Origin of the sequence: Alteromonas aestuariivivens (assembly GCF_003367475.1) — a bacterium.
GTDB classification, from domain to species: domain Bacteria; phylum Pseudomonadota; class Gammaproteobacteria; order Enterobacterales; family Alteromonadaceae; genus Alteromonas; species Alteromonas aestuariivivens.
Map to the genome: position 1 here is coordinate 31,992 of NZ_QRHA01000016.1, position 26,732 is coordinate 58,723.

Sequence of the window (26,732 nt, forward strand, 5' to 3'; positions counted from 1 at the left end):
ATTATTGCTCCAGTAGTTTACCTATGCGCTGATCTTTCTCTTCCCACAAGCCGTTCAGCCAGTTTTGAAAACTGCCTCGGTATTCCTCATCGCTGAAATAGTCGCCCATCGCCTGTTCAGGTACATCAATCACGTTTACATCGACGATGATTTCACGCATTTGGCCGGACAGCATAGCCATCATCGGGTGCTTGCTGTTTTGGGGATACAGCAGGGAAATATCCAGAATATTGGTGAACAGGTTGCCCATTGTGGCAAGCGTAAAAGCTACGCCACCTGCCTTTGGGGGCAACAAATACTGAAACGGGCTACTCTTAGCCTGGTGCTTTTTGGGGGTAAAGCGCGTGCCTTCCACAAAATTGATTACCGTTGTCGGGGTAGTTTTGAATTTTTGGCAATACCGTTTGGTGGTTTCGATGTCCTTGCCTTTCTTGTGAGGGTGTTTTTGCAAATACGCTTTGGAGTAACGGCGCATAAACGGCATGTCCAGTGCCCAGGCTCCCAGACCCACAAACGGTAGCCAGATAAGTTCCTGTTTGAGGAAAAACTTCGGTGCAGGAATGCGGCCACCGGCAAATTCAATCAGCAGTATGATATCCAGGTAGCTCAGATGGTTGGCAACAATCAGGTACCAGTTTTGCCGGGACAAGTCTCCATGTATTCGATACTCCAGTTTGATGGGGTTGAACAGGCGAATAAGCCCGACACTGAGCTTTCCGAAACAGAACATGAATCCGTGCATAAGTTCCGCCAGCCAGCGGCGTGCGTTGTTCAGGGGCAGAGCCAGCTTAATCAGGCCGCACAATATAACCAGGCTTCCCCACAGAGCCAGATTGCTTATCTGAAGACTGGTGTGAATGACAAAAATAAAGGGTGCTAACAGATACTTCATAGTGGCACTTGAGATGAGTTGATGGATTTCAGTAGTTGGTCTTTTTGCGTCCAGCGCTGGTTTAACCAGGTCTGAAATTGCCGGCGCTGCTCAGGACTATCAAAATAGCTCTCGGAGAACCAACCGTCCTGAATCAACTCCCGTATCGGAGTCACGGCTACGTTTACCCGAATACTCTTTACTTTACCACTGACAAAATCCCAGAACGTTGGAATGCCGGAAGGATAATCAATGGTAACATCAATCAGTTTGTGTAACTGGTCGCCCATAGCACTGAGCACAAACGCAATACCCCCTGCACGCGGCATCAGCAGGTGACTGAACGGTGACTGCTGTTGCCGGTGTTTGACCTGGGTGAAACGGGTCCCTTCAACAAAATTCATGATGCTGACCGGCTTGAATTTGAATTTTTCGCAGGCCTGCCGGGTTGTTTCCAGATCTTTTCCCTTCAGGTGTGGATTTTTGGCCAAAAAAGCCTTGGAATAACGGCGCATAAAGGGAAAATCCAGTGCCCACCACGCCAGACCAAGAAAGGGCACCCAAATTAATTCTTTTTTGAGGAAAAACTTCAGAAATGGAATGCGCCGATTAAAAACCCGCTGTAACACCAGTATGTCAACCCACGACTGGTGGTTGGCAATGACCAGATACCAGTCATCCCGGGTCAGTCCCTCCAGCCCATGAATTTGCCAGCGAGTGTTACCAGTGACCTTCTGATTGATATTGTTGATGCTGATCCAGGCTGTGGCACAACTGTCCAGAAGGTAAGAAATAAATCGTTGCCATACTGGCAGTGGGATCAGTTTGAACAGCGAAAGAACTAAAATGGGAACGCACCAGAACAGGGTGTTCAAAAAATAAAAAAATACGGAGACACAGCCCACAGAAAGGTGGACGAATGATTTGAACATGTCAGGTAACCTCTATAATTTGAACGCTAGTTTAAACGAAGTTGAACTAAAATCCGATACATCGGTTATTGATTGTAGGTGACATCACCAAAGGGGAACGCACATGCAGGGAAAAACGATAAGTTGTAAAGCCGCTGTGGCCTGGGCTGCTGGCCAGCCTCTGAGTATTGAAACTATTGATGTCGCTCCGCCCAAAGCGGGTGAGGTGCGCGTTAGGGTTGTTGCTTCGGGTGTTTGCCATACGGATGCGTTTACTTTGTCAGGAGATGATCCGGAAGGAGTATTTCCGAGCATTTTAGGGCATGAGGGCGGCGGCATCGTTGAGTCTGTTGGGGCGGGTGTTACCAGTGTCGCGGTAGGGGACCATGTAATTCCGCTCTACACCCCGGAATGTGGAGAATGCAAGTTCTGTAAATCCGGCAAAACCAATCTGTGCGGAAAGATCCGCTCCACCCAGGGCAAGGGGCTGATGCCGGATGGTACCAGTCGGTTCTCCAAAGACGGAGAAACCCTGTATCACTACATGGGCACCTCAACCTTTTCTGAGTATACCGTTTTGCCCGAGATTTCACTGGCCAAGGTAAACCACAAAGCGCCACTTGAGGAAGTGTGCCTGCTGGGGTGCGGTGTAACGACCGGGATGGGAGCGGTGCTGAAGACCGCAAAGGTTGAGCCAGGCGCAACCGTAGCCATATTCGGTCTGGGAGGGATAGGATTATCGGCAGTGATTGGGGCGGTGATGGCCAAAGCCTCCCGGATCCTGGCCATTGACATTAATGAGGACAAGTTTGCCCTGGCACAAAAACTCGGCGCAACTGATGTCATCAATCCAAAAGACTACGAAAAACCGATTCAGGAAGTCATCATTGAAATGACCGATGGCGGCGTGGATTACTCTTTTGAATGTATTGGGAACGTAAAGGTAATGCGGTCTGCGCTGGAATGTTGCCACAAGGGTTGGGGCGAGTCCGTGATCATTGGCGTAGCAGGAGCAGGGCAGGAAATTTCCACCCGCCCCTTTCAGTTGGTCACAGGCAGAGTCTGGCGGGGAACGGCGTTTGGTGGCGTGAAAGGGCGTTCAGAACTGCCGGGAATAGTTGAGCAGTACCTTAATGGGGAAATACCGCTCAATGATTTCATTACCCACACCATGCCACTTGAAGATATCAATCAGGCTTTCGAACTGATGCATCAGGGGAAAAGCATACGCAGCGTGATTCACTTCTAGCGGGAGAATTCATGGAACTTATCAGTGAAAACCGGGCCTTTGGCGGGCGCCACTGTCGTTATCGTCATACCTCAAAAGTCAACCAGTGTGACATGACCTTTGCCATTTATCTGCCGCCATTTGCCAGTCAGCAGACACCCGTACCGGTGTTGTACTGGCTGTCCGGGTTGACCTGCACCGATGAAAATTTTATGCAGAAAGCCGGTGCGATGAAGTTGGCGGCCCGCCTGGGACTGGCGATAGTGGCTCCGGATACCAGCCCAAGAGGCGATGATGTGGCGGACGATCCAGCGGGCGCCTACGATTTGGGGCTTGGTGCGGGGTTCTATGTTGATGCTACCCAATCTCCGTGGCAACAGCATTATCAGATGTACTCCTATGTGACTGAAGAATTGCCAGAATTGGTTGAAAGTGCTTTTCCGGTTACCCGGGAGCGGGCCATCAGCGGGCACTCAATGGGCGGGCATGGTGCGCTGGTTGTTGCATTGCGGCAACCACAGAGGTATGTGTCGGTCTCGGCATTCAGCCCTATTGCCAATCCGACAAAGTGCCCGTGGGGAAATAAAGCATTTTCGGCTTACCTGGGTGGCGCTCCCGAGCAGTGGTCGGATTACGATGCCAGTATGCTGTTGGCTAAACAGCGGTACAGCCTTCCCATTCTGGTGGAGCAGGGCGGCAATGACCAGTTCCTGACGGAACAGCTAAAGCCTGAAACATTGCTCTGTTCAGCCCGTACTTCCAGTACTCAGCTGACGCTTAATATGCATGAGGGATATGATCACAGTTACTTTTTTATCGCCAGCTTTATTGATGAGCATCTGGAGTTTCATGCCAGTCATCTTGGGTTGCTGTAGATACCGCCAGCCATCGGGAATTATTCGGAAATCAGGCCGGTAATGCTGGGCGGGATAAAAATTATGCGCTAGGATGAAAAGAGTACTGACATGGATAGACAGTACCTGTTTTAACACCTGCACTGCCATTTGCTCCCTGCATTAACTGCAATTGTGCTATCCATCACTTTCGTGTCGTTGTTGGCAACAGGCATCAACCAATGTCTTTTGTATTGCTTTTTGTGATTCGTGTCTCAAACCGTTGTACCTTAGGAAGGAATACAGCATGAGCAAATCGCAAGGTAGGCTCTTTTCTTTGTCCTCTAAAGGGCAGGCGTTGTTCCAAAAACGTCATTTTGAAATTGGCCACAGAAGTAACGGTATTGCTTCAAATCGGCCTGCCAGCCGCTGGTGTGTGCAGTGGGCAATTTCCCTGAAAATTGGTGTGGAAGACATACCGCAGGAAAAAATCATTCAGGCCGCGGCCTCTGTAAAAAATCCGGTTAGTCAGGTATACGAAGCAAACACCTTCAAACGCATCGATTTATTTGTGTAAGGTATCTGGCTGTAAGCTGTCGAATCAGTAGAAAGTATTCTGTTTTACCCATAGGGATTCGACTGCACGCAGTATCTGAATTGGGCCGGATTCACGGGTGATAATGTATCGGGGCACCACTTCGGCAGTAAAGTCATTGGCCGAACGGGCGCAACCTATACTGCTTACACCGTCAAAATCGAAAACAAGCCCACGGGAGACGGCATCCTGAATCGCTTCCCAAATCAAAATTTTCAGCACACCACGGTGAGATGCACGTGCGTTGTGTGTGGTCATCAGGAAATAGGCAGAAGTCTTGTCCCAAACGTAAAAGATGGCAGCGTCCATTTTTCCGGTATCTTTATGGATTGATTGTAAAACTCTGCCTCTACCTTTCTCTAGGGCGGCATCGATCAATTTTTTGCATACCTTACCGTTCATCATGTTCTGGAGCTGGCGTTTTTCAATGTTCTGGTTATAGAAATTGAGAAATGCAGCTGAGTCCGTGCAGTCTGCTACCCGATAATTTCTTCTCGCCCCCCGAATACTGGAGCGAACTTTGCTGCGCATGCTACCCCAAAGCTCATCAACCGGAGCGGGTTCAATCACATGGGTGAATTGCACCGAAACCTTAAACCCAGCTGCCTGAAAAGCGACTGCATCCATGACATCGCGATGACATTTTATGTAGATGGAGCTGGCTTTGGGAAGTTGTGCGATAAGCCCCTGCACTATTTGTAGCCGACGCAGAAACTTCTTGTTGGGTTTTCCTTCACCATCATTGATGGCTGGCCCGAGAAAATTGGTCAACGGTGCCTGCTTAACTTCGGTGAACCCGAATTGTTTACGCGTGAAATAGGGTAGCCTGCCAAATACCTTGCCATTCTCGACAAAATCGACGGCTTGGTACTTTCCACCTGTGGCTATTTCCAGCCACCATCGCTCGTGAAATATGGTGGGTGCAAGCGCGTCAATTTCCTGATCTTGAATTTGGTTTAGCTGGGCATGCTGGGAAATTTTCTGTGCCCGGAGGGACGGATGGTCCAAAAAATTTTTGATGACAGTCGCGGCGTCCATCACATTGTTTTGTAACCAGGTTTTTTTCATAGCAACACTCGTTGATCAGCCAGAATATTCAACAGAGTCCATTCAATTGAAATGCATTGTGTTATTGCTACAGCGGAAGGTGTAGTACAACGCTCAGTTTAAGCCCGGCATAATGAACAAAAGCTAATGGATAGCGCCCGGGCTTCACTGCTTTGAAGCCTCTCGGTTTCCACTTTAGTACAAGCTGTGGGGATTATCAAAACCAGAATAATGAAACTAATTTTATGACTTTACAGGCTTTTCTGGTCAACCAGTTATCGTAAAGAGGTGTGAAAAAAGCGATTCTGAACTGTTAGGTTGCTTTCTTCCGGTTGAGGCCGGGGAATTCTCGCTTCCTGAAGATCGGCTGGACTGGCAGGATTTTGAGAAAATATTCTGAGGCAAACACTTCATCGCTTTGCTGGAAACCGTACACTTGCAGCCATGTATCTGAATATAAGCTAAAAGACGTTTTTTCTATTGAATTGAAAAATATGGCGTTAGCTGATTCACCAGCAACAAAATGGCGAGATGTTCAGGTGTGAGGGTGGGCCGGTGGTCGAGGGTCGCCAGTTTGGGGCCTGGCTGGTTGCGCACCATGTATGGCTTCTGACGCGTTGCCTTTGTTTTTCGGTGTTACAGGGGTAAAATACACGGTCCGTTCGCCGCTAAACCACTTATTTATGGTGTAGGACGCCATAGTTTTGTATTCCTATTGTCTTCCTGAAGGGTGAAAAACACCGGAATACAGCGGAAATGTCGCTATTTTTAAAATCGGCGGAAATGACGGGTTTTGCCGTTTTTCTCTTGTAAATCAATAAGGTAATTGCTGTGTCAGCATCCCCCATCAACCGAACCTTCTCTGTCGCCCCAATGCTGGATTGGACCGATCAGCATTGTCGTTATTTTTTGCGCCTGATTTCCAATCGGGTTTTGCTTTATACCGAGATGGTGACAACCGGGGCGCTGATTTTTGGCAAGGGCGATTATCTCGCATTCAATGATGAAGAACACCCGGTTGCTTTGCAGCTTGGCGGTTCGAATCCTTCCGATATGGCCCGTTGTGCCGTGATGGCTCAAGAGCGCGGGTACGATGAAGTTAACATCAATGTTGGCTGTCCTTCTGATCGGGTTAAAAATGGCAGTTTTGGCGCTTGCCTGATGGCTCAGCCCGAAGTGGTTGCTGATTGTGTGCGTGAAATGCAGGCTTCAGTTGATATTCCAGTTACCGTGAAATGCCGTATCGGGATAGACGAAATGGATGAATACGAGGACTTCTCCCGTTTTATCGACACTGTAGCGAATGCTGGGTGTGATACCTTTATTGTGCATGCAAGGAAAGCCTGGTTGCAGGGGTTGAGCCCGAAGGAAAACCGTGAAATTCCGCCACTCAATTACCCCAGAGTGTATCAGTTGAAGGCAGAGCGACCGGAGTTGAATATCAGCCTTAACGGTGGCGTGAAATCTTTGGACGAAGTTCAGGACCACCTCGCACATGTTGATGGTGTCATGGTTGGGCGTGAGGCCTACGCCAACCCGTATTTTCTGGCGGAAGTGGACCGCCGTCTGTATGACTGCAATGGCTTACCGATAAGCCGTGACGAGATTGTGCTTAACATGCAGAGCTATATAGAACGTCAGTCGCAAGTGGGGTTCAAGCCCTGGCACGTTGCCCGACATATGCTTGGGTTATATCAGGGTCAGCCTGGTGGGCGAATTTGGCGCAGGTATCTTAGTCAGAATGGTACGGGCAGAACGCCGGATCCTGATCTCCTGCTCAACGGGTTGGCACAGGTTCAACAGGCGCGGGAAGATGTTGCCTCTCGTGTTAGCTAATTTCGCCAGTGTAGTGTTTGTTTTGACTAAAATTTAGCTTCAGGGGAGTTGGGGCGAAAACTCCTTAAAGTCCGTTGGATAAAAAAAGTAGCAAATATAGTACCTTAGAGTTCTTTTTGAGTTTGGCATAGCTTTCGCAAACGTAAAGCAACCAGTCGCGAGAGGCAGTTCACGACTGAATCAACCAACTTAAGAGGGACGTATCATGAAATCCAAATCTTTAATTGCTGCAGCGCTACTTTCTGCTGCATTCAGCAGTCAGGTATTCGCTCAGGAGTCATCTGTCGAGCGTGTGCTCAGTCAGTTTATTACTCATGCTGTTACTACAACAGGATATGAGCTGAAAATGGGTGTTCGGCAAGCTATAGCCAACACAGCTCACGCATTTGATCCGCAGCAAAATACCCGCTCCGGAACCGTGACTGTGACGGATTTAGCGACCGCTCTGCAATCAGCAGATGAAAGCACCAGTGCAGAGCACAACGTAACATCCGGTGACTGATAGTATTGCCATGTATCAGCACGTCAATTTGTTTTTCATCATGCTGATGCCGGTGGTCACTTTTGCTCTTGGAGGTTTGCTGCTTTCCAGTCGCAGCCTGAAAAAGTCACCAAAGCCGACAAACTTTCATACCTTCGATCATAAAAACAGATAATTCGCCCGGCGGTTATCTGTTTTTTGCATTTTACCTTCCAGAGTATCTTTAGGCCTTGCTGGGCTCACATTTCACTTAATTTCCAATTGCTGATCCTATAAAGCTTGTGCTGAAGAGATGCTTGTTTTTTTCCACTGCCTGGAGGACCAGCACTTTGGTATCCCCCTCGGGCCTGGCTTTTAACACCCCAATTAAACGCTGATTGGCGGGTGGTTATATTGACCAATCAATGTGGTCAAAAACACTAATCTGAATTGATTTTGAGATAAGGCAACCTTCTTGAAATCTGAGAAATGTGAATAATTACATTTAAAACAATTAGTTAAATAAATGGCATGTGAATTGTAATCCACAGAAGAAACCTGAACCCAATCTCAAAACAAATTTGGAGGAAAGACAATGGGCATGTTTTCCAGAATGAGTGACATCGTGCAAGCCAATTTAAATGCCATGCTTGATAAGGCTGAGGACCCTGAAAAAGTTATTCGCCTCATCATTCAGGAGATGGAAGAGACACTCGTGGAGTTGCGCTCAGAAGCGGCCAAACACATTGCTGAGCAGAAGTACCTTGACCGACAACTGACCCAGTTAGACAAGCATGCACAGGAATGGCAGGCAAAAGCTCAGCTGGCTATGGATAAGGACAAGGAAGAGTTGGCTCGTGCGGCGTTAGTCGAAAAGCAAGGGTATGTGCAGAAAGCCGTTACGTTACGCTCTCAGTATGAACAACTCAGTGAAGTACTGGGAAAAATCCAGGATGACACTGGCAGATTGAACGCGAAATTGGCGGAGGCCAAGCAAAAGCAAAAGTCTTTGGCGGTGCGAAAACAGTCAGCAGCAGTGCGGTTGAAAGCTAAAAATGTGGAATACAGTGGCAAGGTTGAGTCGGCTATGGCCCGCTTTGAACAGTATGAGCAACGGGTTGACAACCTTGAAGCCCAAGTGGATGCCTATGACGTTGTATCAGGCAACGCCGCTGACAGCAACAGCCTGGCAACCCAGTTCCGGGAACTGGAACACGAAGACACCATCGAGCAGGAACTGGCTGCTCTGAAAAAGAATAAAGCAGCCTAGTTTTTGACTGGCCCACTATCAGTGGGCCACCAACCTGAGGAATCACTCATGAAATATCAACACATTGACAAGCGTTTATATCGAGATACCCGCCAGGGAGTCATTTCGGGTGTGTGTGCAGGTGTTGCGGGCTACCTGCAGATAGACAGCGTGTGGGTGAGACTCGCCGCTGTTGCAGCTCTTATCTGCATGCCGAAGCTGACGCTGATTGCCTATATCGCAGCCGTGATACTCGTGCCCCGGAGAGCAGGATGAAAAACTTTATATTGGCCATCGTCATAGCCATTGTACTGGTGAATGTTTTTGGCTCGGTTGCCAGCGATTGGTGGGGTGTGCATTTTGTGATGAGCGATGGCCTGATGTCTCCGTTTGAAAACCTGCTGGCTTTTTCTGCTATTGCAGTTGTGTTTGTGATTATAGGCTTTATAGTGGCGATAAGCGTTGTAGGTGCCATTATTTTAGGGGTAGCTGCAGCACTGTTGAGTATTTTGGTGCTGGGCGTAACGGCCTTGTGGCCACTGCTGCTGGTTGCGGCAGTAATATACTGGCTGCAACGTAACAAACGTAATTACGCTGATGAAATGTAAATGCTTTCGCTGGTGTAACACCTGGGTAAACTGCAGTTCAACCGCGGTGCGGCGAATTGAATAGGGAACAGACAGAGGGTGGCATGAGACAGTATCTGAATGGAAAATGGATAAGCATTGGATTTGTTTTACTTTTTATCCTTTTTTGGGTGATAGGCTTTATCTGGAGTTTCGAGCCAGAAACATTTGATATTCGTGAGCAGGAAAAAGGTAACGCTAATCTTGAAGTTCCCGGTTATGCGATGACTACATCCCTTATCACGGTTGCCCAGACCCTACTGGATAAGCCCGGCGGGTATCTTTCTAACGACGTAATGCCACCGGGGATTTTGCTCGACAATATGCCAAGCTGGGAATTTGGCGCGTTGGAAATGGTGCGTGATCTCTCTCTGGTTATGCGCAAGGATTTCAGCCGTTCACAATCTCAATCGTTGGAAAATAGCTATCTGATTAAAGCGCACCCCAAGTTTAATATTGATAATCGCAGCTGGTTGTTGCCGTCGGCGGAGTCTCAGTACCAGGAAGCCATCGACCTGCTCATGGAGTACAGGCAGGATCTGGTTGACCCATCTTACGGTGACAGTCAGTTTTACACCCGGGCAGACAATTTGCGCGAATGGATAAAGCAGGTTGAAAAGCGCATGGGAAGCATGTCGCAGCGCCTCAGCGCCAGTGTAGGCTCTGCACGGGTGAATACCGACTTGGCCGGGGACAGTTCCGCCCGCCAGTCTACCCCGCTACCTTCACAAACCTTTACAAAAACCAGCTGGTGGAAGCTGGACGACAATTTTTATGAAGCCAGAGGGGCTACGTGGGCGCTGCTTCACTTTTTCAAAGCTGTTGAGGTTGATTTTTCTGAGGTACTGGAAAAGAAAAATGCCAAGGTAAGCCTGCAGCAAATCATCCGTGAACTGGAAGCCACGCAGCAAACAGTGTGGAGCCCAATGATACTCAACGGTGGAGGCTTTGGTATGTTAGCTAATCACTCGTTAGTAATGGCGAACTATATTTCCCGGGCCAACGCTGCTTTAATTGAATTGTCTGAACTACTCAATCAAGGATAACGAATGAAAACAAAGGTTTTTGCCATCGCGTTAGCGGGCGCTGTAGTTGCTGCACCTGCTATGGGAGACACTCTGGCCGGGTTGTACGTTGGCGCACAGGCATGGCAGCAGGATACCTCGGGCGGTTTTGCTGACAGTAACAGTGTTAGCAGTTTCAACTTTGATGATGAAACCAACTCAGCTGCTTATATTGCGCTGGAGCACCCAATTCCACTGGTGCCGAACATTAAACTGAACTACACCACCATGGACACCGGTGGAAGTACTTCGCTCAATGACAACTTTACCTTTGATGGGGAACTATTTCCTGCGGGCACCGAGGTAATGACGGTAGCGGAACTCACAACTACCGATTTTATCCTCTACTACGAATTGTTTGATAACGATTTGATCAGCTTCGACATCGGCGTGAACGGTAAATACATTGATGGTACCTTCTCGGTTGAGGAGTCCGCCAGTAATACCATGGGGACACAGGATTTTTCAGGTGTGATCCCAATGCTGTATTCCAGGGTTCAGGTCGGTTTGCCGTTCACTGGCCTGGGGGCTTATGCAGAGGGCAGTTATCTTAGCTTCGACGATCATGAAGTAAGTGATTATCAGGTTGCATTGACCTACTCATTTATTGAAAGTCTGGCGATTGATATGACCTTGCAACTGGGTTACCGCAACGCTGAAATTAACATCGAAGATCTTGATGATATTTATGCTGATATGACGTTTGACGGCGCGTTTGCCGGCCTGGAAATTCACTTCTAGACCAAAACGTGCTTGCTTAAGCACATTCAGTAATAAAAAAGTTATATTTATTCTTTTCTCTCGCTCTTCAAACTCGGTAGCCTTAAGCCAACTAAATAAGGCTATCGAGTTATGTCACAAAAACCGAATCTCACAACAGCGCCGGGTGCGGTGCTTAATGATCTGCAGTGGAACGCGATCACCCAGGCATTGTCTGGGCTCAATCGTGACCAGTTGACCTGGGTAAGTGGTTATGCTGCAGGCATGGCTGCAGGCCAACCTGCTGGTGCCGCTGTTCCGGCAATCAGCCCGGCTCCCTCTTCCAGCGCGGCACAATTGACTATTCTGTATGGTTCACAAACCGGCAATGCAAAGGGTGTGGCCCAGAACTTTCAGGCACAGGCTGAGGCCGCCGGCTACAACAGCAAGTTGGTTAGTATGGCTGACTACAAGCCTCGCCAGTTGAAAAGTGAAACGCATGTGGTGGTTTTTGTCAGTACTCATGGTGAAGGTGATGCACCTGATGACGCTGCGGAATTGCACGAGTTTCTGGGCGGTAAAAAGGCCCCGAAACTCCAGGGCTTAAAATATGCCGTGCTGGGGCTGGGAGACAGCAGCTACGAATTTTTCTGCCAAACCGGTAAGGATTTCGACGAGCGTCTCGGTAAGCTGGGTGCTGCAGCAGTGGTTCCCCGCCAGGATTGTGATGTGGATTATGAAACCGATGCGAAGGTTTGGGGCGAAAAACTGATTGAAGCTCTGAAAACCGATTTTGCATCCGCCGCTAGCGGGCCCGATTTGGTTGCTCAACCAGGAGCCTCCTTTCAGGCTGTTGCAGGCCAGGTCTACAGCAAAAAATCACCCTTTAAAGCGTCCTTGATTGAGTCGCAAAAAATTACTGGCCGTGACTCGGTAAAAGACATTAGCCATATTGAAATCAGCCTGGAAGATTCCGGCATTCAGTATCAGCCCGGCGACGCTTTGGGTGTGTGGTTTCTGAATTCAGCCAAGCTGGTAGCAGACTTACTTGCGCTGGTGGAACTTGACGGATCGCAAACTGTAACTGTCGGCGAGCAGGAATTGTCGCTTGAAGAAGCCTTAACGCGCAAGCTGGAACTGACTTTGAGTTACCCCAATTTCATCAAGGCCTATCAGGCCGCCACTGGCTCTGAATCGCTGGCTGCACTGATGGAAGATAAGGCGACATTGCGCACTTACATGGCAGAACGTCAGATCATTGATATTGTGCGTGATCATCCAGGGACCATCACTGCGCAGCAACTGGTGGACGCACTTCGCCCGCTAAATCCGCGCCTGTATTCCATTGCTTCCAGCCAGGCAGAGGTTGAGGAAGAAGTGCATCTCACGGTAGCCCATGTGGATTATCAGGCGTTTGGTTCCCGTCATCAGGGCGGAGCTTCCGGTTTCCTGTGCGAGTACCTTCAGGAAGGTGGCGAGGTTGAAGTTTTTGTTGAGCACAATGACAATTTCCGCCTGCCTGCAGATCCGCAAACACCCGTGATTATGGTTGGGCCTGGCACTGGCATCGCGCCTTTCCGTGCATTCATGCAGGAACGCGAAGCCCAGGGGGCTGAAGGTAAAAACTGGCTGTTTTTCGGCAACCCTAATTTTACCCAGGATTTCCTCTATCAGGTTGAATGGCAGGCGTATGTTAAGTCTGGCCTGCTGACCAATATCAGTCTGGCATTTTCCCGCGATCAGGCTGACAAAATTTACGTACAGCATCGTCTTGTGGAGCATGGCAAAGAAGTCTTTGAATGGCTGGAACAAGGCGCGCATTTCTATGTGTGTGGCGACGCAATGCACATGGCAAAAGATGTCGAAGCTGCGTTGTTGAGCATCATTCAGGAGCACGGTGGAAAGTCTGAAGAAGATGCCAAGGCGTATTTGTTGGCGCTACGTAAAGCAAAACGTTATCAGAAGGATGTGTATTAATGACTGACGCAAAATCCCCATTTGTCGTTGAAGGTAAACTGGCTGACAACGAGCGATTAAAGCGTGAAAGTCGGCATCTTCGTGGCACCATTGAACAGGACTTACAGGATCCGTTGACCGGTGGGTTTACCGCTGATAATTTCCAGCTGATCCGCTTTCACGGTATGTACCAGCAGGATGATCGGGATATTCGCGCAGAGCGGGCCAAGCAAAAGCTGGAGCCTTTGCACAACGTGATGTTGCGTGCCCGTTTGCCCGGAGGAGTAATCACTCCGCAGCAGTGGCTGGTTATCGATAAATTTGCCGAAGAGCATTCCATTTACGGCAGTATTCGTTTGACTACGCGCCAAACCTTTCAGTTTCATGGTGTGTTAAAACCCAACATCAAGTTGATGCACCAGACGCTGAACAAAACCGGCATTGATTCTATTGCCACAGCAGGTGACGTAAACCGTAATGTACTGTGTACTTCTAACCCGGTGGAATCAGAAGTGCATCAGCAAGCCTGGGATTGGGCATGCAAAATAAGTGAGCACTTACTGCCAAAAACCCGTGCTTACGCCGAAATCTGGCTGGACGGGGAAAAAGTGGAGTCAACCGAGCAGGAAGTGGAGCCTATTCTGGGCGATACGTATCTGCCGCGTAAGTTTAAGACTACTGTGGTTATTCCTCCCCAGAATGACGTGGATGTGCACGCCAACGATCTGAACTTTGTTGCGATTGCTGAAAACGGCAAGCTGATTGGCTTTAACGTGCTGGTTGGTGGTGGGTTGGCGATGACTCATGGCGATACCTCAACTTACCCCCGTAAAGCAGACGATTTTGGGTTCATTCCACTGGAGCATACGCTGGCGGTTGCAGAAGCGGTAGTAACAACACAACGGGACTGGGGAAACCGGGTTAACCGTAAAAATGCCAAAACCAAGTACACCCTTGAGCGAGTTGGTGTTGAGAATTTCAAAGCCGAAGTGGAAAAACGTGCCGGGGTTACTTTTGCTGCCAGCAAACCTTACGAGTTTACCGGTCGTGGTGATCGCTTTGGATGGGTTGAAGGCATTGATGGTAAACATCACCTTACCTTATTTATCGAAAACGGCCGCATTCTGGATTTCCCCGGTAAGCCGCTGAAAACCGGTTGTGCCGAAATTGCAAAAGTACATCAGGGCGATTTCCGTCTTACCGCCAACCAGAACCTGATTGTGGCTGGCGTCCCTGCTGACCAGAAAGACAAAATTGAAGCCTTAGCGGTGCAATATGGCCTGATGCAGCCTTCTGTTTCCAAACAGCGGCTTGATTCAATGGCGTGTGTGGCGCTGCCAACCTGTCCGTTGGCTATGGCTGAGGCTGAGCGCTATTTGCCGGATGCAGTGACTGAAATTGAAGCCTTACTCGATAAACACGGCTTGGCGAATGACAGCATTATATTTCGCGTAACCGGTTGCCCGAATGGGTGTGGGCGGGCCATGCTGGCAGAAGTTGGGCTGGTGGGTAAAGGGCCGGGCAAGTACAACCTGCATTTGGGGGGCAACCGTGAGGGAACCCGGATCCCACGAATGTATCGTGAGAACATCAGTGAGCAGGAAATCATGGCGCATCTGGATGAATTGCTCGGTAAGTGGAGTGCTCAACGTCAGCCAGACGAAGCATTTGGGGATTTTGTGATCCGAACTGAGATCATCAAGCCGGTTATTGATTCTGCCCGAGATTTCTATGACTAACACCGTTCTGGATATTGACGCTCCGCTTGCTGCTGATATCAGTCAGGAAGCGTTGGCGGCCATAAACCTGGCGCTTGAAAAGCTGGATGCCCAGAGCCGAATTGGCTGGGCATTGAGAGCGCTGCCGGGAAATCACATATTATCGTCAAGCTTTGGTGCTCAGTCGGCGGTGATGTTGCACCTGTTAACGCAGGCGCGAGCCGATATTCCGGTAGTGCTGACGGATACCGGTTACCTGTTCCCCGAGACGTATCAGTTTATCGATGATTTGACTGAGCAGTTGTCGCTGAACCTCAAAGTGTATCGTTCGGAGATGTCCGCTGCTTGGCAGGAGGCCCGTTTTGGTCGTCTGTGGGAAAACGGCTTGGAAGGTATCGAACGCTATAACCGTTTGAACAAAGTTGAGCCGATGCAACGTGCGCTTACTGAACTGAAAGCCGGAACCTGGTTTGCAGGTTTACGTCGAAGCCAGTCTGACTCTCGTGAAAAATTACCGGTTGTTCAAAAGGTTAATGGTCAGTTCAAGGTGTATCCCATCATTGACTGGAGCAACAAGGATTTGCATTACTATCTTAAAGAGCATGGTTTGCCGTACCATCCGTTGTGGGAGCAGGGCTATGTTTCCATTGGGGACTGGCATACTACGCAGTCACTGCAGGACGGAATGGATGAGCAGGACACCCGGTTCTTCGGTTTGAAACGTGAATGTGGTCTTCACGAGTTCGGCGACGGGATCTAAATTCTTTATAGCCTTTTGCTGCATGTCAGAGACGGGTAACAGCACTTGTTTGACGGTGACCTGAAGTATGGTCAACGTAAATTTTTTATTGCAAGCAAGTGCCTGATACCCAAACAAAAATCACCTATCCTTCGGGCGAAAAGTTGCCCGCCTCAAATGGATTTAGCGACCAGGTCAAGGGTGTCGTTTCTGCCGATTTGTGCTTCAAATTCCACCTTTTGTGGGTTTTAGTGGCTTAATGGTCGGAGAAGTCGATTTATTAGGTATGAAGATCTAGACTTAATTACTGTTCGCTGGTACAACTCCCATTACTTGGTGACGTTTGGGCGAAAATTCATTGTTAGTTCCGCTTCGTGATAGCTCAAATCCGGATAAATTATAAATGACTGGGGTAGGAGGTCTCTCGCAGTATGTCGCCAGCCGATTATGAAAACGATGAAATGGTGTATCTGGAAGAAAGCGACGAACCAGAAGCGGATACCAGAATTTACAAGCACTGGAATATTCTGATCGTTGACGACGATGAAGAGATACATACTGTCACCCGTTTGGCACTCGCCGACCTGGTAATCAATGATCGCAAGCTGAATTTTTTACATGCCTATTCCGCGGCTCAGGCCAAGGTGATACTCAACGAATACAAACGTGAGATCGCCATTCTTTTACTCGATGTGGTGATGGAAACCGATGATGCTGGCTTGGGCGTTGTAGAATATCTTCGTGATGCGTTGGGAATGGAAGAACCGCGAATCATTCTTCGTACCGGTCAGCCGGGTTATGCCCCGGAAGAGCACGTCATCAAAAATTACGATATCAATGACTATAAGACTAAGACAGAACTTACCCGTAGCAAGTTGCTGACAACGGTCATTTCCTCCATTCGTTCCTATCAGCAGATTTTAACGATCAATCAGGCCCGGGTTGGATTACAAAAAATCATTCGATCTTCCGCTAATTTGCTGGAAGAGCATTCTATTAAGGGGTTTTGTGAAGGAATTGTGACCCAAATAAGTTCGCTGATCGGTCTTAATGCGGAAGGGTTGGTGTGTGCCCGGGCCGGTTCGGTTCTGGACCACGATGACAATGGGGTTTATATCCTCGGCGCGGCCGGTGATTTCGCAGGCTATATTAATCAGCCCCTTGCTACCTTGCATCATCCTGAAATTGTTGAAAACGTCAGCCGTTGTCTGAAAATCAAGAAGCATATTTTTGAACCTTCCTGTTCGGTGTTGTTTATCAACAGTTCGGGATTTGAGGCAGCCGTGTTTGTCAATATGAGTCGTGAGCTGAATGAGCTGGACAAACAACTGCTTGAGATATTTTTATCAAGTATTTCAATCGGCTACGAAAACGTAAATCTGTTCCATGAATTACGCAATACCGCGTTTCGCGACTGGCTGACCCGCCTTCCCAACCGCAATGAGTTTATCAATATGCTCGACAGGCCATCGCAGTATGGCGCAGAAGATTGCTGCATTGCATTGGTGGACATTAATCATTTTTCCGATATTAATGATGGGCTTGGCCATGAGGCAGGCAATGAATTATTGAGGGCGGTTGCAAACCGGTTGGAGTCGTCTTTCAGCACGGCTGTGAAGAAAAGCCGAATTGGCGCAGATGTATTTGGTTTGATTGGTGCCAAAGAACTGGTCAACCCCCAGGCTATCAGTCGCGTGTTCCAGTCGTCATTTCAAACCGGTGAGCATACGTTACCGGTTAATGTAACCGTTGGGTTGTGTGAATTGGGGCAGGAACGCGGAATAGGCGTTGAGTTGCTGAAGCGCGCCAACATCGCCCTGAACCGGGCCAAGGGTAAGCTGACCGAAAATTTCGAATACTTTGCGCCGGAGATTGAGGAGCGCACTACTCGTCAACTGGATATGATTCGTCGTCTGAGAACCGACTTTGCCGAGCGAAAGCTAGAGTTGTGGTTTCAACCCCAGGTCGATCTGGTGACTGAAAACGTTGTGGGCATGGAAGGTTTGCTGCGTTGGCCGGATGGGAACGGCGGTTATATCCCCCCTTCAGAATTTGTTCCGTTAGCGGAATACTCCGGGTTAATTGTGGATATTGGTCAATGGGTTCTGGAAGAGTCCTGCCGGTGTATCAATCAGCTTGAGCAGGCTGGTTATGACACGCTCAGAGTTGCGGTGAATATTTCCATTCCCCAGTTTCGTGATAGGGGCTTCGTGCAGAGGGTAAAAGATGCTCTGACAACTTACAACTGTCCTCCCAACCGACTGGAGCTTGAGATAACCGAAAGTGTTGTGATGGATGAACCTCAGATTGTGATTGATGCGCTTAAGGCACTTAAAGAACATGGCGTGGCAATTGCGATTGATGACTTTGGAACAGGTTTTTCTTCAATGAGTTACCTGCAGAAGTTACCGCTGGACAGGCTGAAGGTGGATCGTTCATTTGTCAGTGACATCAAACCCGGAAAAAGTGCCGTGATCGCTGAAACCATCGTGACACTGGGCAATAAGTTGGGACTTTCAACCATTGCTGAAGGCGTGGAGCGACGTGAACAGGCCAGCTACATGATCAAGTTGGGGTGCGATGAGGCTCAAGGGTTTTTGTTTGCCAAACCTATGCCGATTGTCGAACTGATGGATTATCTAAACAGCAAGCAGGATAGTTAAAATGTGTCCTGGTTCTTCAGGCTTGCTTGCAGTTTTTTGCGTATTCCGGGAAGGATTGCTTCTTCAAACCATGGGTTTATTTTAAGCCAGCGATTATTGCGGCCAGAAGGATGGGGAAGGACAAATGGCCCGATGAACTCCTCTCCCTGATGGCGCACAGCGTCGGTAAGGTTATTGTATTGCGGCAAATAGTAATTTTGAGCGTAGCGTCCAATCAGCAACGTAAGTTCAGGGCTAAGGTGCGCGAGTAGTTTGCTGTGCCATTGGGGAGCGCATTCTCGTCGCGGAGGGGCATCGGCTCCCTTTATATAGCCAGGAAAGCAAAAACCCATTGGCATTAACGCTACCAGATCCGGGTTGTAGAAAATTTCATTGCCGATACCCAGCCATTCGCGAAGGCGGTGACCACTGGCGTCATTCCAGGGAGTAGAAGTTTGATGGGCTTTAATACCCGGCGCTTGCCCGATAATGATAATTTTTGCCGTCTGTCCTACAGAGATAACGGGGTTTGCGGTGAACGGTAGATGTTGCTGGCACAAAGCGCAACGTTGAACTTCCTGTAACAGTTGTTGGAAGTCGCTAAGGCTTTTTTTAGATTTTTTTGTCACTGTCATACTAATGTCATAAAGCTATGATCTGTATTTGACCGGTGTCTGGGGTTACAGTATGCTTATCCATACAGTACAGCATTTGAACTGTACCACAGGAGGATATTCATGCGTAAGTTAGTTTTCGGTCTTTTGTTAATGACCTCATTTGGTGTTGCGCATGCGGAGTCTGGTCAAAACCAGCTGTTCAATTGTATGGATGCGAAAACCTTCGAAATGAACAATCAGTGTGTGGCTGATCAAATCAGCAGCAACATGCGATACCGTGATGCCCAGGACAAAGTTGCCCAGGTAGCCAGCGAAAATAATGGCGACTACGCCATTGCTACCATGACTTTCGATCCTCGCAAGATGCAGATTGATATTGTGGCCCATCGTGATGCGTTACAGGCAAACAATACATTGGCTGCATTTCGTAACCAATAATGCGACGACAAATCTACTTCAAAGAAAAACCGGCTGATAAGCCGGTTTTTTTTGCCTCGTAAAAGCAGGCAAGTCGCACTAATCCTTGAAAATTCGGTTAAGGCCATTCAGTGCAGCCACCCTATAGGCCTCAGCCATAGTAGGGTAATTGAATGTGGTGTTAACAAAGTAATCCAGGGTATTGCCACCGTTTTTTTGTTGCATGATTGCCTGGCCAATATGAACAATTTCCGATGCCCGTTCACCAAAACAGTGGATGCCGAGAATTTCTTTGGTTTCACGGTGGAACAGGATCTTCAGGCTTCCAACCTGGGTTGACGCTATTTGGGCTCGGGCGAGATGCTTGAATTGGGCGCGCCCAACCTCATAAGGTACCTTCTGCTGTGTCAGTTCCTGCTCAGTTTTGCCGACCGAACTGATTTCTGGAATGGTGTAAATCCCGGTAGGGATGTCATCCACCAAATCGGCATTTGGTTTACCCGCAATCATGGCTTCTGCGGCAAAGCGGCCTTGATTGTACGCAGCTGATGCCAAACTGGGGTATCCAATGACATCCCCAACGGCATAAATGTTGTCCACCTCAGTCTGGTAATTTTTGTTGACCGTTAACTGGCCTCGGGAGTCTGCTTTAAGCCCCACGTTTTCCAGTTTCAGCATATCCGTATTACCCGTTCGTCCATTGGCAAACAACAGGCAGTCAGCACGCATGCGTTTGCCTGATTCCAGGTTCATGACGACGCAGTCATCCCTTCCTTCTACCGACTTGTAGACTTCATTGTGGCGGATCATGACACCGTTATTCCACAGGTGGTAACTCAAGGCGTCGGAAATCTCTGCATCCAGGAAGGACAACAGGCGGTCGCGCATATTAACCAAATCCACTTTCACACCCATACCGCGAAATATACTGGCGTATTCAGAACCGATAACCCCGGCTCCATAGATGATGATGGATTTAGGATCGTGATCCAGATCCAAAATGGTATCAGAGTTATAAATGCGTGGGTGGTTGAAGTCGATGTCGCTCGGGCAGTAAGGCCTGGAACCTGTGGCGATGGCGATCTGCTTCGCCGTAAGGGTATCGGTTGAACCGTCGGGGCGCACCAGTTTAAGCGTATGTCTGTCAACAAAGCTGGCTTCACCGTGGTAAAGCGAAACCCTGTTTCGGTCATAAAATGAGGAACGCAAGCGGGCCTGTTTACGAATTACGCCACTGGCGTGTTTCATGATTTCAGAGAAAGTCAGGTTACGAACCAGATAGTTTTCAGAAAATAAAGGGGTGTTGTTGTACTCGATCATACGGCTGACGGAATGTCGCAACGCCTTTGAAGGGATGGTTCCCCAGTGGGTACATCCTCCGCCCACGGCTTCATATTTTTCAACCACAGCGACGTTATTGCCTGCTTTGGCCAATTGCATAGCAACGCCTTCCCCCCCGGGGCCGGTTCCGATTACGATTGCGTCATACTGAAATTTAGATTTTGGCGGAGGGGAGTTTTTTTTAGTCATCGATCAGGATCGCTCTGTAAAAGTTGCTGGCACATCAATGGATGATTTTAACTACCTAATAATTAGGGTAAAAGGTGGGGGTCACATCACACTGAAGCATCTTCAGAGGCTCAGTCTAGCAAGATTGTGAGGGGAAACAATAAGTAAAACAGTATGAAGATTTCGGGGGGAACTGAAAATGAACCGCTGTGGGACAAACTATCGCACAGCGGTCAGGCATAGGTTTAGGCAAACTGCAGAGACAGATCCTGCAGTTTGAGCCACTTCTGCTTTTGTAAAAGTAATGCGTTGCGCAGTTCTTTGTATCTGAAATCCAGTTCTAACTGTTCCACGCTCTTGGCCAGTGCATTTCTTCGCGCATTCAGCAGGCGCTTTTTAGCGGCGTAATAATCAGACATTTTTTGCATCAGCACATCGTACTCATGTTGAATTTTCTGCAGGATTTCCTCAGCATTCGGAAGATGTGAAAACTGTGCACTGGCGCGTTGAAGTTGCATGGCCGCACGGGCCTTTTCAATCCGCTCTTCCGGGCAGCGACGTAAATTATGAGTGAGGCCAAAGAATGAAAGACCGCGGATTAGCCATTTTGTTGGGTCGTATTGCCACCAACGAATACCGTTTCTGTAGTCGTATTCGAAGATGTGGTGGTAGTTGTGATAGCCCTCACCAAAAGTAAACAGGGCGAGGATACCATTATCCCGGGCAGTATTGCTGTCGGTGTAGGGTTGCTTGCCCCAAAAGTGAGCCAAGGAGTTAATAAAAAACGTTACATGATGCACCATGACCAGCCGAAAAACTCCAGCCACGAGAATCATGCCCAGAACATTTCCATTCAGATAGCCCAGAAAGCCGGTGATACCAAAATTGGCCGCCAGTACAATAGCCAGGTAATGCTTGTGTTGCCAAACGACTACCGGGTCTTTTTGCAGATCACGGCAGTTGCTGTAATCGCTGTACCGGTTGGCCTGATATTCCCTCAGCATCCAGCCAATGTGAGCAAACCAGAGTCCGCGCTTTGCTGAATAAGGGTCTTTATCATTGTCGTCTACATGGCGGTGGTGGATACGGTGGTCAGAAGACCAGTGCAAAATACTGTTTTGTAGCGCCATGGCACCACCAATTGCCAGAATGACCCGTACAACAATATTCGCATCATAGGTTTTGTGTGACCACAACCGATGATAGCCTGCTGTGATGGACATGCCGGTGAAGAAAAACAGCACAATGGCAGTGATGATCTCGGCGCTGTCAACTCCGACAGTCAGAGCCCATAGAGGCACGCCAATCACTGCGATAGCCGTGGTAATAATAAATACCAGTATGTTGGTTAATATTAAGGGGGGTTTGTTCATTACGGAAAACTCAGCTTACAACTGTTCGCTAATTTAGCGTTTTCAACGAATTTAGGCAAGGATAATAGGTGTCGAATTGTCTTTTTTGCGACCTGGTTGGAGGTGCTAAACAGGGCTTTAGTTAAAATCGCACAAGCAAAGCCAATTGGAGTATGATAGCCGTTCCGTTTTAAAGGGCGATGTTTGTGAGCCGTCAAGAACAGAAGTTAAAAACCCGTCAGAATATTATCAATGCTGCCTTTGGTTTGCTGGATGAAAATCGCAGCCTGTCGGCCATTAGTTTACGGGAAGTTGCTCGCGAAGCAGGTATTGCACCAACGTCGTTCTATCGTCATTTTAAAGACATGGATGAGTTGGGTCTCACTTTGGTGGACGAGGCAGGGCTAACCCTCAGGCAACTGATGCGTCAGGCCAGAAGGCGCATCGATTCGGGCGGCGGTGTCATAGATACATCGGTTGATACCTTTATGGAGTTCATCGCTGCTAATTCCAACGTGTTTAGATTGCTGCTGAGAGAACATACCGGTACTTCTGCCGCTTATCGCATGGCGGTGTTGCGGGAAATCCAGCATTTTACCGAAGAACTGACCGATTACATCGTCGCTCGTCTATCGGTAAAACACCAGATGGCAAATTTACAGGCTGAAGCCATGGTGAGGCTGGTATTCAGCGCTGGGGCGGAGGCGCTGGAGTCTGACCCGGCTCAGCGACAACAAATCGGTGACCGGGTTAAAATGCAATTAAGACTGGTTCAGATGGGCGCATCTGTTTTCAAACCTAAATGAACGCAATCCACATTATAGGCAAGGCTAAATTAGTCATTTAAATGCTGACCTGTGCTCAACAGGGTCACTTGCCCTATTTTTTGACCAGTTTGACACCCGCTTCCATATGGTGGGTAAAGGGGAACTGGTCAAACAGCGCCGCGTGTGAAATGCGGTGCGTCTGGATTAATGTTCTTAGGTTTTCGCACAGTGTTTCCGGATTGCATGAGATATAGATGATTTCATCGTAGTCTTGAATCATTTTAACCGACTCCTCATCCAAACCTGCGCGGGGAGGATCAACCAGCACGGTAGAGAAGTTGTAACTGCTCAAGTCGATTTCCCCCAATCGTGAAAACTGCCGCTTACCCTTCATGGCTTCAACAAACTCTTCTGCAGAAAGCCGTACTATAGCCACATTGTCAATGTGGTTGGTTTCGATATTGTATTGAGCTGCGTTAACTGAGGGCTTGGCGATTTCAGTACCAATCACCTTACGGAAATTTTGTGCCATTGGCAGGGAGAAATTTCCAGCACCGCAGTAAAGTTCAAGAAGATCACTGCTTGAAGGGGCGCTAACGGAAAGCGCCCATTCAATCATACGGCAGTTAACCTCGGCATTGGGTTGGGTAAAACTGTTTTCAATGTGTTTGAAATGATAGTCCTTGCCGTTAATGGGTAAGGTTTCAATGATGAAGTCGTTGCCAATGATGTGCTTCTGCTTACGGGCTCTGCCAATGATGCTGACGTTAAAATCTTTGCTGAGCTGTGCTCTTAGCGTCTGTGCGGCGGCTATCCAATTCTCATCCAACGCTTTGTGATACAGCAGGCTGACGACAATTTCACCCGACAAACCAGTCAAATAGTCGATTTGAAATAACTTACCACGTAGTACCTGGGAGGGTTTCAACTGCTCCAGTAGAGCTTGCATCATGTCATTAATTGTCCGACTCGCCGGAGCAAAATGATCAACCCGATATTTCTCTTTGCTCTGCTGATCAAACATGATGTGGTAAAGGTCATCGCCGTCATGCCAAACACGAAATTCAGCGCGCATACGATAATGTTGCGGGGCGGATTCATATACCGATAAATCCGGAGCACTGAATGGGGCCAATAGGGCAGACAAGCGCTGAACTTTTTCTTCAAGCTGCTCGGCATAATCGATTTTGGCTTGGTTAGACATACATACCTCATGGTTGGCGTATTCGGACGGCTGGGCATTGTAGAGGCTTTGCAGGCATCTGCAATACTATCCGTTCAGCCTCTATATTATTGCATTAAAATTAAACAATTTGGTTCTCGCGCCGATAACCATGCTGAGGATAGTGAGGATCTGAATATGAACTTGGACCAGATTAAGGCTGCGCCAGCAAACACGAAGGCGCCCGTACACCCGGACATTGCGCTTAAAAAACAGTTACAGGAACAAGGATTGAAACAGGCGGCGGAATTTCAGAATCGTCAGGCTGGCTCTGTCCAGGTTACCAGTACCCAAACGGTTATTGGTCTGAAAGTGTTAAGTCATTCGCTTTCAACCTCAGTGGTAGTGGACGAAAAACGGCTACCCGCTGAGAAGACTGAGCCTGAAGAAAAGCCGGCTTCGTTGTTTGATTTTGAGAAGGTTGCGAGTAACGTCATGAAGTTTGTCGGTGGTGTGATTCGATCGGCAGCGCAAAATGGCGCAAATTCGGAAAAGTTGGGCGGGTTATTTGAACAGGCGAGATCCGGTGTGGCAAGAGGGATTGCCATGGCAGAAAAAGACCTAGGGGGCCTGCTGGATTCGCAGATTGCAGAAGGCATTGAGCGCAGTCGTTCTTTGCTCGCCCGGCAACTGGATGAGTTGGAAAAGCAACTTGCAGGCGATTCTCCTGATGAAATAGTTGATACCATTACCCGGGCTGAGATTGAGGTTTTGGCGAGCGATTCGAAAGAGGGAAGCCTGCGTATAAAAACCAGGGATGGTGATGAGTTGCAATTACGGTTTGAAAGCTTTGAGCAATTTGAACTCAATGCCAGAAACTTACTTGCATCGCAGGAAAAGGGTACAAATCAAAACGAACAGTACATCGCTGCGGAATACAGCCATCAGCATTATGAATCCGGCAGTATACATTTCTCACTCAACGGTGAGTTGGATGAGGGAGAATTGGAAGCAATAGCCGATTTAGTCAGTCAAACCCATGACTTGGCGGAAACCTTTTTTGCTGGTGATTTGGATATGGCCTTTGAGCGGGCGCTGGAGTTGGGGTTTGATGATCAGGAGCTTACCGGGTATGCCTTGCAACTAACCCGAGAGCAACGTAGCCAAGTTGTGCAGGCCTACGAAGACGTCCGGCATTACCGGGAAGGCAAACCAGGTGAAGGAAACTATGGTAGTTCTGTTCGCCCTGTTTCCCAGTATCTCGATAAAATGATGGATGTTATGGAACGCGCAAAGGGGAAATTGGCCAGTGAGCAGGATTATTATGTACTGGTCAATGGGCTTATCAGCCAAATGGAAGGCGTGCAGGTCCCGGATCTTATCTATGCCATTAACCGTTTCCATTCATTTAATAACAAACTGACGGATAATTTGCCTGAATTTATGCAGGTAGACAGTTAACTAATATAAGTAGAGACAAAAAAACCTGGGCATGCCCAGGTTTTTCGCTTTATTCCTGCTCAGCCTTATCCTTGGCTGGCCTTACTTTGAGCGTTCGCTCAAGAAAGACTTTGTCATTGAGCTGGTCTATGGCGCCATCGATATCCGTGGTGATCACTTCGATAAAACCATAACCCTTGCGTTTGCCTGTTCTGCGATCCTTCATTAACCGAACAGACTGAACCTCTATAAAGTTCTTAAAGTAATCTTTCACCGCATCTTCATTTGCCTTATAAGGTAGATTCCCTACATACAATGTTGCAGTTTCAGATGACCCCATCGAACTTCCTGTTTGGGTAGAAGACTTATTAAGTAATGACGCTAACCACGGAGTCACAATACCACTGATAAGTAACGAAGCCGAAACTGTCAGTGGCAGACTTGTGTCGAAGCTAGCGGACGAAAAAACAAAATAACCCGCTACTGCCAATACTGCGCTAACAATTGCGCAATGAAAAATGCCTACTTTCATAAACCTACCTTAATATTGTTTTTTGTGATGATTTGGAGGCTGATTCCAGTGTACTCATTTGTAGCGCGATGAACAACGCCCTAGATAGATTGTTTTTCGAAAAGTCAATAGAAAGTCGGTTTTATGCCAAAAATAGGCGTTTAATGGAAAATTGATTATGAACGCTAAAAAGTTGCAAAAAGCGCTTGATCTTAAAATTTCCATGCGTACAATGCGCCCCACGTTTCAAGGGGTGCACAACAACTTGAAGCGTTCGAAGTGAAGATGAAAATTTTAAATAAAACTTTTTAAAATAATCGTTGACACCGGGAAATAACAGCGTAGAATGCGCGCCTCGCTTCGGGGTAACAACGAAGCAAGCCGGAAACGGCCCTGTTCTTTAAAAATTGATAACAAGACAATCTGTGTGGGCACTCGTTAACGAGTGTCAACCGACGATTCATAAATTTCGAACTATTTAAT

Annotated in this window: 25 protein-coding genes; 17 read left to right on the plus strand and 8 right to left on the minus strand. The window is 48.2% G+C overall.

Translation table 11 applies throughout. The features are described from left to right. Position 1 precedes the first annotated feature (1 nt). The gene (locus DXV75_RS16240) at positions 2-892 is read right to left on the minus strand and encodes an acyltransferase (RefSeq protein WP_115594481.1); all 891 of its coding nucleotides are present in this window, start codon (positions 890-892) and stop codon (positions 2-4) included. Next, on the minus strand, positions 889-1,803 hold the full coding sequence (locus DXV75_RS16245; protein ID WP_115594482.1) for an acyltransferase: 915 nt from the start codon (positions 1,801-1,803) through the stop codon (positions 889-891). Before DXV75_RS16245 ends, DXV75_RS16240 begins: the two co-directional genes overlap by 4 nt. 103 nt (positions 1,804-1,906) lie before the next feature. Here DXV75_RS16245 and DXV75_RS16250 point away from each other — a divergent pair, with 103 nt between their 5' ends. From DXV75_RS16250 to DXV75_RS16260, 3 genes are all read left to right on the plus strand, one after another. Then, positions 1,907-3,031, plus strand: a complete 1,125-nt coding sequence (locus tag DXV75_RS16250) for an S-(hydroxymethyl)glutathione dehydrogenase/class III alcohol dehydrogenase (protein ID WP_115594483.1) — start codon at positions 1,907-1,909, stop codon at positions 3,029-3,031. An 11-nt stretch (positions 3,032-3,042) separates the two neighbouring features. After that, on the plus strand, positions 3,043-3,885 hold the full coding sequence (fghA, locus tag DXV75_RS16255) for an S-formylglutathione hydrolase (protein WP_115594484.1): 843 nt from the start codon (positions 3,043-3,045) through the stop codon (positions 3,883-3,885). Between the two features lie 265 nt (positions 3,886-4,150). After that, entirely contained in the window at positions 4,151-4,420 is a 270-nt protein-coding gene (locus DXV75_RS16260) for a hypothetical protein (RefSeq protein ID WP_115594485.1), read from the plus strand. A 24-nt stretch (positions 4,421-4,444) separates the two neighbouring features. Here DXV75_RS16260 and DXV75_RS16265 read toward each other — a convergent pair whose 3' ends face one another. Continuing rightward, positions 4,445-5,506, minus strand: a complete 1,062-nt coding sequence (locus DXV75_RS16265; RefSeq protein ID WP_115594486.1) for a GNAT family N-acetyltransferase — start codon at positions 5,504-5,506, stop codon at positions 4,445-4,447. An 852-nt stretch (positions 5,507-6,358) separates the two neighbouring features. On the opposite strand from DXV75_RS16265, the gene dusA reads away from it, so the two are divergent. The 11 genes from dusA to DXV75_RS16320 all read left to right on the plus strand — a co-directional run bounded on the left by dusA (position 6,359) and on the right by DXV75_RS16320 (position 18,495). Continuing rightward, entirely contained in the window at positions 6,359-7,321 is a 963-nt protein-coding gene (dusA, locus tag DXV75_RS16270; RefSeq protein WP_245953271.1) for a tRNA dihydrouridine(20/20a) synthase DusA, read from the plus strand. A gap of 205 nt (positions 7,322-7,526) precedes the next feature. Continuing rightward, the gene (locus DXV75_RS16275; RefSeq protein ID WP_115594488.1) at positions 7,527-7,823 is read left to right on the plus strand and encodes a hypothetical protein; all 297 of its coding nucleotides are present in this window, start codon (positions 7,527-7,529) and stop codon (positions 7,821-7,823) included. A 553-nt stretch (positions 7,824-8,376) separates the two neighbouring features. Then, positions 8,377-9,051 (plus strand): phage shock protein PspA, encoded by a 675-nt coding sequence (pspA, locus tag DXV75_RS16280; protein WP_115594489.1) that lies wholly within the window; start codon positions 8,377-8,379, stop codon positions 9,049-9,051. A 48-nt stretch (positions 9,052-9,099) separates the two neighbouring features. Beyond that, complete coding sequence (locus tag DXV75_RS16285; protein WP_115594490.1) at positions 9,100-9,306, plus strand: PspC domain-containing protein; 207 nt, start codon at positions 9,100-9,102, stop codon at positions 9,304-9,306. Then, the gene (locus DXV75_RS16290) at positions 9,303-9,638 is read left to right on the plus strand and encodes a hypothetical protein (protein WP_115594491.1); all 336 of its coding nucleotides are present in this window, start codon (positions 9,303-9,305) and stop codon (positions 9,636-9,638) included. The genes DXV75_RS16285 and DXV75_RS16290 overlap by 4 nt, the downstream gene beginning before the upstream one ends. Positions 9,639-9,721: 83 nt before the next feature. Beyond that, the gene (locus DXV75_RS16295; RefSeq protein ID WP_115594492.1) at positions 9,722-10,702 is read left to right on the plus strand and encodes a DUF2333 family protein; all 981 of its coding nucleotides are present in this window, start codon (positions 9,722-9,724) and stop codon (positions 10,700-10,702) included. Positions 10,703-10,705: 3 nt separating this feature from the next. Beyond that, entirely contained in the window at positions 10,706-11,461 is a 756-nt protein-coding gene (locus tag DXV75_RS16300) for a TIGR04219 family outer membrane beta-barrel protein (protein ID WP_115594493.1), read from the plus strand. Positions 11,462-11,572: 111 nt separating this feature from the next. Next, positions 11,573-13,396 carry an assimilatory sulfite reductase (NADPH) flavoprotein subunit gene (locus DXV75_RS16305; protein WP_115594494.1) on the plus strand — a complete coding sequence of 608 codons (1,824 nt, stop codon included), beginning with the start codon at positions 11,573-11,575 and terminating at the stop codon, positions 13,394-13,396. After that, positions 13,396-15,114: an assimilatory sulfite reductase (NADPH) hemoprotein subunit gene (gene cysI, locus DXV75_RS16310; RefSeq protein ID WP_115594495.1), complete on the plus strand. Its 1,719-nt coding sequence runs from the start codon at positions 13,396-13,398 to the stop codon at positions 15,112-15,114. The genes DXV75_RS16305 and cysI overlap by 1 nt, the downstream gene beginning before the upstream one ends. Then, entirely contained in the window at positions 15,107-15,853 is a 747-nt protein-coding gene (locus tag DXV75_RS16315; protein ID WP_115594496.1) for a phosphoadenylyl-sulfate reductase, read from the plus strand. The genes cysI and DXV75_RS16315 overlap by 8 nt, the downstream gene beginning before the upstream one ends. Before the next feature lie 410 nt (positions 15,854-16,263). After that, a complete protein-coding gene (locus DXV75_RS16320; protein ID WP_115594497.1) occupies positions 16,264-18,495 on the plus strand; it encodes a bifunctional diguanylate cyclase/phosphodiesterase in 2,232 nt (743 codons plus the stop codon). Here the strand turns inward: DXV75_RS16320 and DXV75_RS16325 are convergent. Then, positions 18,492-19,109: a uracil-DNA glycosylase family protein gene (locus tag DXV75_RS16325; RefSeq protein ID WP_115594498.1), complete on the minus strand. Its 618-nt coding sequence runs from the start codon at positions 19,107-19,109 to the stop codon at positions 18,492-18,494. The two genes, DXV75_RS16320 and DXV75_RS16325, sit on opposite strands and share 4 nt — an antisense overlap. A gap of 102 nt (positions 19,110-19,211) precedes the next feature. On the opposite strand from DXV75_RS16325, the gene DXV75_RS16330 reads away from it, so the two are divergent. Continuing rightward, positions 19,212-19,529, plus strand: coding sequence for a pyridine nucleotide transhydrogenase (locus DXV75_RS16330; RefSeq protein WP_115594499.1), 318 nt, complete (start codon positions 19,212-19,214; stop codon positions 19,527-19,529). A gap of 78 nt (positions 19,530-19,607) precedes the next feature. Here DXV75_RS16330 and sthA read toward each other — a convergent pair whose 3' ends face one another. Both sthA and DXV75_RS16340 read right to left on the minus strand, forming a co-directional pair. Continuing rightward, positions 19,608-21,038 (minus strand): Si-specific NAD(P)(+) transhydrogenase, encoded by a 1,431-nt coding sequence (gene sthA / locus DXV75_RS16335; RefSeq protein WP_115594500.1) that lies wholly within the window; start codon positions 21,036-21,038, stop codon positions 19,608-19,610. A 224-nt stretch (positions 21,039-21,262) separates the two neighbouring features. Next, positions 21,263-22,390, minus strand: a complete 1,128-nt coding sequence (locus tag DXV75_RS16340) for an acyl-CoA desaturase (protein WP_115594501.1) — start codon at positions 22,388-22,390, stop codon at positions 21,263-21,265. Between the two features lie 185 nt (positions 22,391-22,575). On the opposite strand from DXV75_RS16340, the gene fabR reads away from it, so the two are divergent. Further along, positions 22,576-23,175: an HTH-type transcriptional repressor FabR gene (fabR, locus tag DXV75_RS16345; RefSeq protein WP_115594504.1), complete on the plus strand. Its 600-nt coding sequence runs from the start codon at positions 22,576-22,578 to the stop codon at positions 23,173-23,175. Positions 23,176-23,248: 73 nt separating this feature from the next. Here the strand turns inward: fabR and trmA are convergent, their stop codons facing one another. After that, a complete protein-coding gene (gene trmA / locus DXV75_RS16350) occupies positions 23,249-24,340 on the minus strand; it encodes a tRNA (uridine(54)-C5)-methyltransferase TrmA (RefSeq protein ID WP_115594502.1) in 1,092 nt (363 codons plus the stop codon). 156 nt (positions 24,341-24,496) lie between these two features. Between trmA and DXV75_RS16355 the strand changes: the two genes are divergently transcribed. Then, the gene (locus DXV75_RS16355; RefSeq protein WP_115594505.1) at positions 24,497-25,759 is read left to right on the plus strand and encodes a DUF5610 domain-containing protein; all 1,263 of its coding nucleotides are present in this window, start codon (positions 24,497-24,499) and stop codon (positions 25,757-25,759) included. Positions 25,760-25,808: 49 nt separating this feature from the next. On the opposite strand, the gene DXV75_RS16360 is transcribed toward DXV75_RS16355, so the two are convergent. Continuing rightward, positions 25,809-26,270, minus strand: coding sequence for an RNA recognition motif domain-containing protein (locus DXV75_RS16360; protein ID WP_115594503.1), 462 nt, complete (start codon positions 26,268-26,270; stop codon positions 25,809-25,811). Positions 26,271-26,732: the final 462 nt, after the last annotated feature.

Excerpts from the sequence above, each read along its gene's own strand:
- DXV75_RS16265 (WP_115594486.1), bottom strand. The coding sequence starts at position 5,506 with ATGAAAAAAACCTGGTTACAAAACAATGTGATGGACGCCGCGACTGTC.
- dusA (WP_245953271.1), top strand. The coding sequence starts at position 6,359 with ATGCTGGATTGGACCGATCAGCATTGTCGTTATTTTTTGCGCCTGATT.
- fghA (WP_115594484.1), top strand. The coding sequence starts at position 3,043 with ATGGAACTTATCAGTGAAAACCGGGCCTTTGGCGGGCGCCACTGTCGT.
- pspA (WP_115594489.1), top strand. The coding sequence starts at position 8,377 with ATGGGCATGTTTTCCAGAATGAGTGACATCGTGCAAGCCAATTTAAAT.
- DXV75_RS16245 (WP_115594482.1), bottom strand. The coding sequence starts at position 1,803 with ATGTTCAAATCATTCGTCCACCTTTCTGTGGGCTGTGTCTCCGTATTT.
- DXV75_RS16290 (WP_115594491.1), top strand. The coding sequence starts at position 9,303 with ATGAAAAACTTTATATTGGCCATCGTCATAGCCATTGTACTGGTGAAT.
- DXV75_RS16275 (WP_115594488.1), top strand. The coding sequence starts at position 7,527 with ATGAAATCCAAATCTTTAATTGCTGCAGCGCTACTTTCTGCTGCATTC.
- cysI (WP_115594495.1), top strand. The coding sequence starts at position 13,396 with ATGACTGACGCAAAATCCCCATTTGTCGTTGAAGGTAAACTGGCTGAC.
- DXV75_RS16320 (WP_115594497.1), top strand. The coding sequence starts at position 16,264 with ATGTCGCCAGCCGATTATGAAAACGATGAAATGGTGTATCTGGAAGAA.
- sthA (WP_115594500.1), bottom strand. The coding sequence starts at position 21,038 with ATGACTAAAAAAAACTCCCCTCCGCCAAAATCTAAATTTCAGTATGAC.
- DXV75_RS16360 (WP_115594503.1), bottom strand. The coding sequence starts at position 26,270 with ATGAAAGTAGGCATTTTTCATTGCGCAATTGTTAGCGCAGTATTGGCA.
- DXV75_RS16285 (WP_115594490.1), top strand. The coding sequence starts at position 9,100 with ATGAAATATCAACACATTGACAAGCGTTTATATCGAGATACCCGCCAG.
- DXV75_RS16315 (WP_115594496.1), top strand. The coding sequence starts at position 15,107 with ATGACTAACACCGTTCTGGATATTGACGCTCCGCTTGCTGCTGATATC.
- DXV75_RS16260 (WP_115594485.1), top strand. The coding sequence starts at position 4,151 with ATGAGCAAATCGCAAGGTAGGCTCTTTTCTTTGTCCTCTAAAGGGCAG.
- DXV75_RS16340 (WP_115594501.1), bottom strand. The coding sequence starts at position 22,390 with ATGAACAAACCCCCCTTAATATTAACCAACATACTGGTATTTATTATT.
- DXV75_RS16300 (WP_115594493.1), top strand. The coding sequence starts at position 10,706 with ATGAAAACAAAGGTTTTTGCCATCGCGTTAGCGGGCGCTGTAGTTGCT.
- DXV75_RS16355 (WP_115594505.1), top strand. The coding sequence starts at position 24,497 with ATGAACTTGGACCAGATTAAGGCTGCGCCAGCAAACACGAAGGCGCCC.
- DXV75_RS16240 (WP_115594481.1), bottom strand. The coding sequence starts at position 892 with ATGAAGTATCTGTTAGCACCCTTTATTTTTGTCATTCACACCAGTCTT.
- DXV75_RS16305 (WP_115594494.1), top strand. The coding sequence starts at position 11,573 with ATGTCACAAAAACCGAATCTCACAACAGCGCCGGGTGCGGTGCTTAAT.
- DXV75_RS16325 (WP_115594498.1), bottom strand. The coding sequence starts at position 19,109 with ATGACAGTGACAAAAAAATCTAAAAAAAGCCTTAGCGACTTCCAACAA.
- DXV75_RS16295 (WP_115594492.1), top strand. The coding sequence starts at position 9,722 with ATGAGACAGTATCTGAATGGAAAATGGATAAGCATTGGATTTGTTTTA.
- DXV75_RS16250 (WP_115594483.1), top strand. The coding sequence starts at position 1,907 with ATGCAGGGAAAAACGATAAGTTGTAAAGCCGCTGTGGCCTGGGCTGCT.
- DXV75_RS16330 (WP_115594499.1), top strand. The coding sequence starts at position 19,212 with ATGCGTAAGTTAGTTTTCGGTCTTTTGTTAATGACCTCATTTGGTGTT.
- trmA (WP_115594502.1), bottom strand. The coding sequence starts at position 24,340 with ATGTCTAACCAAGCCAAAATCGATTATGCCGAGCAGCTTGAAGAAAAA.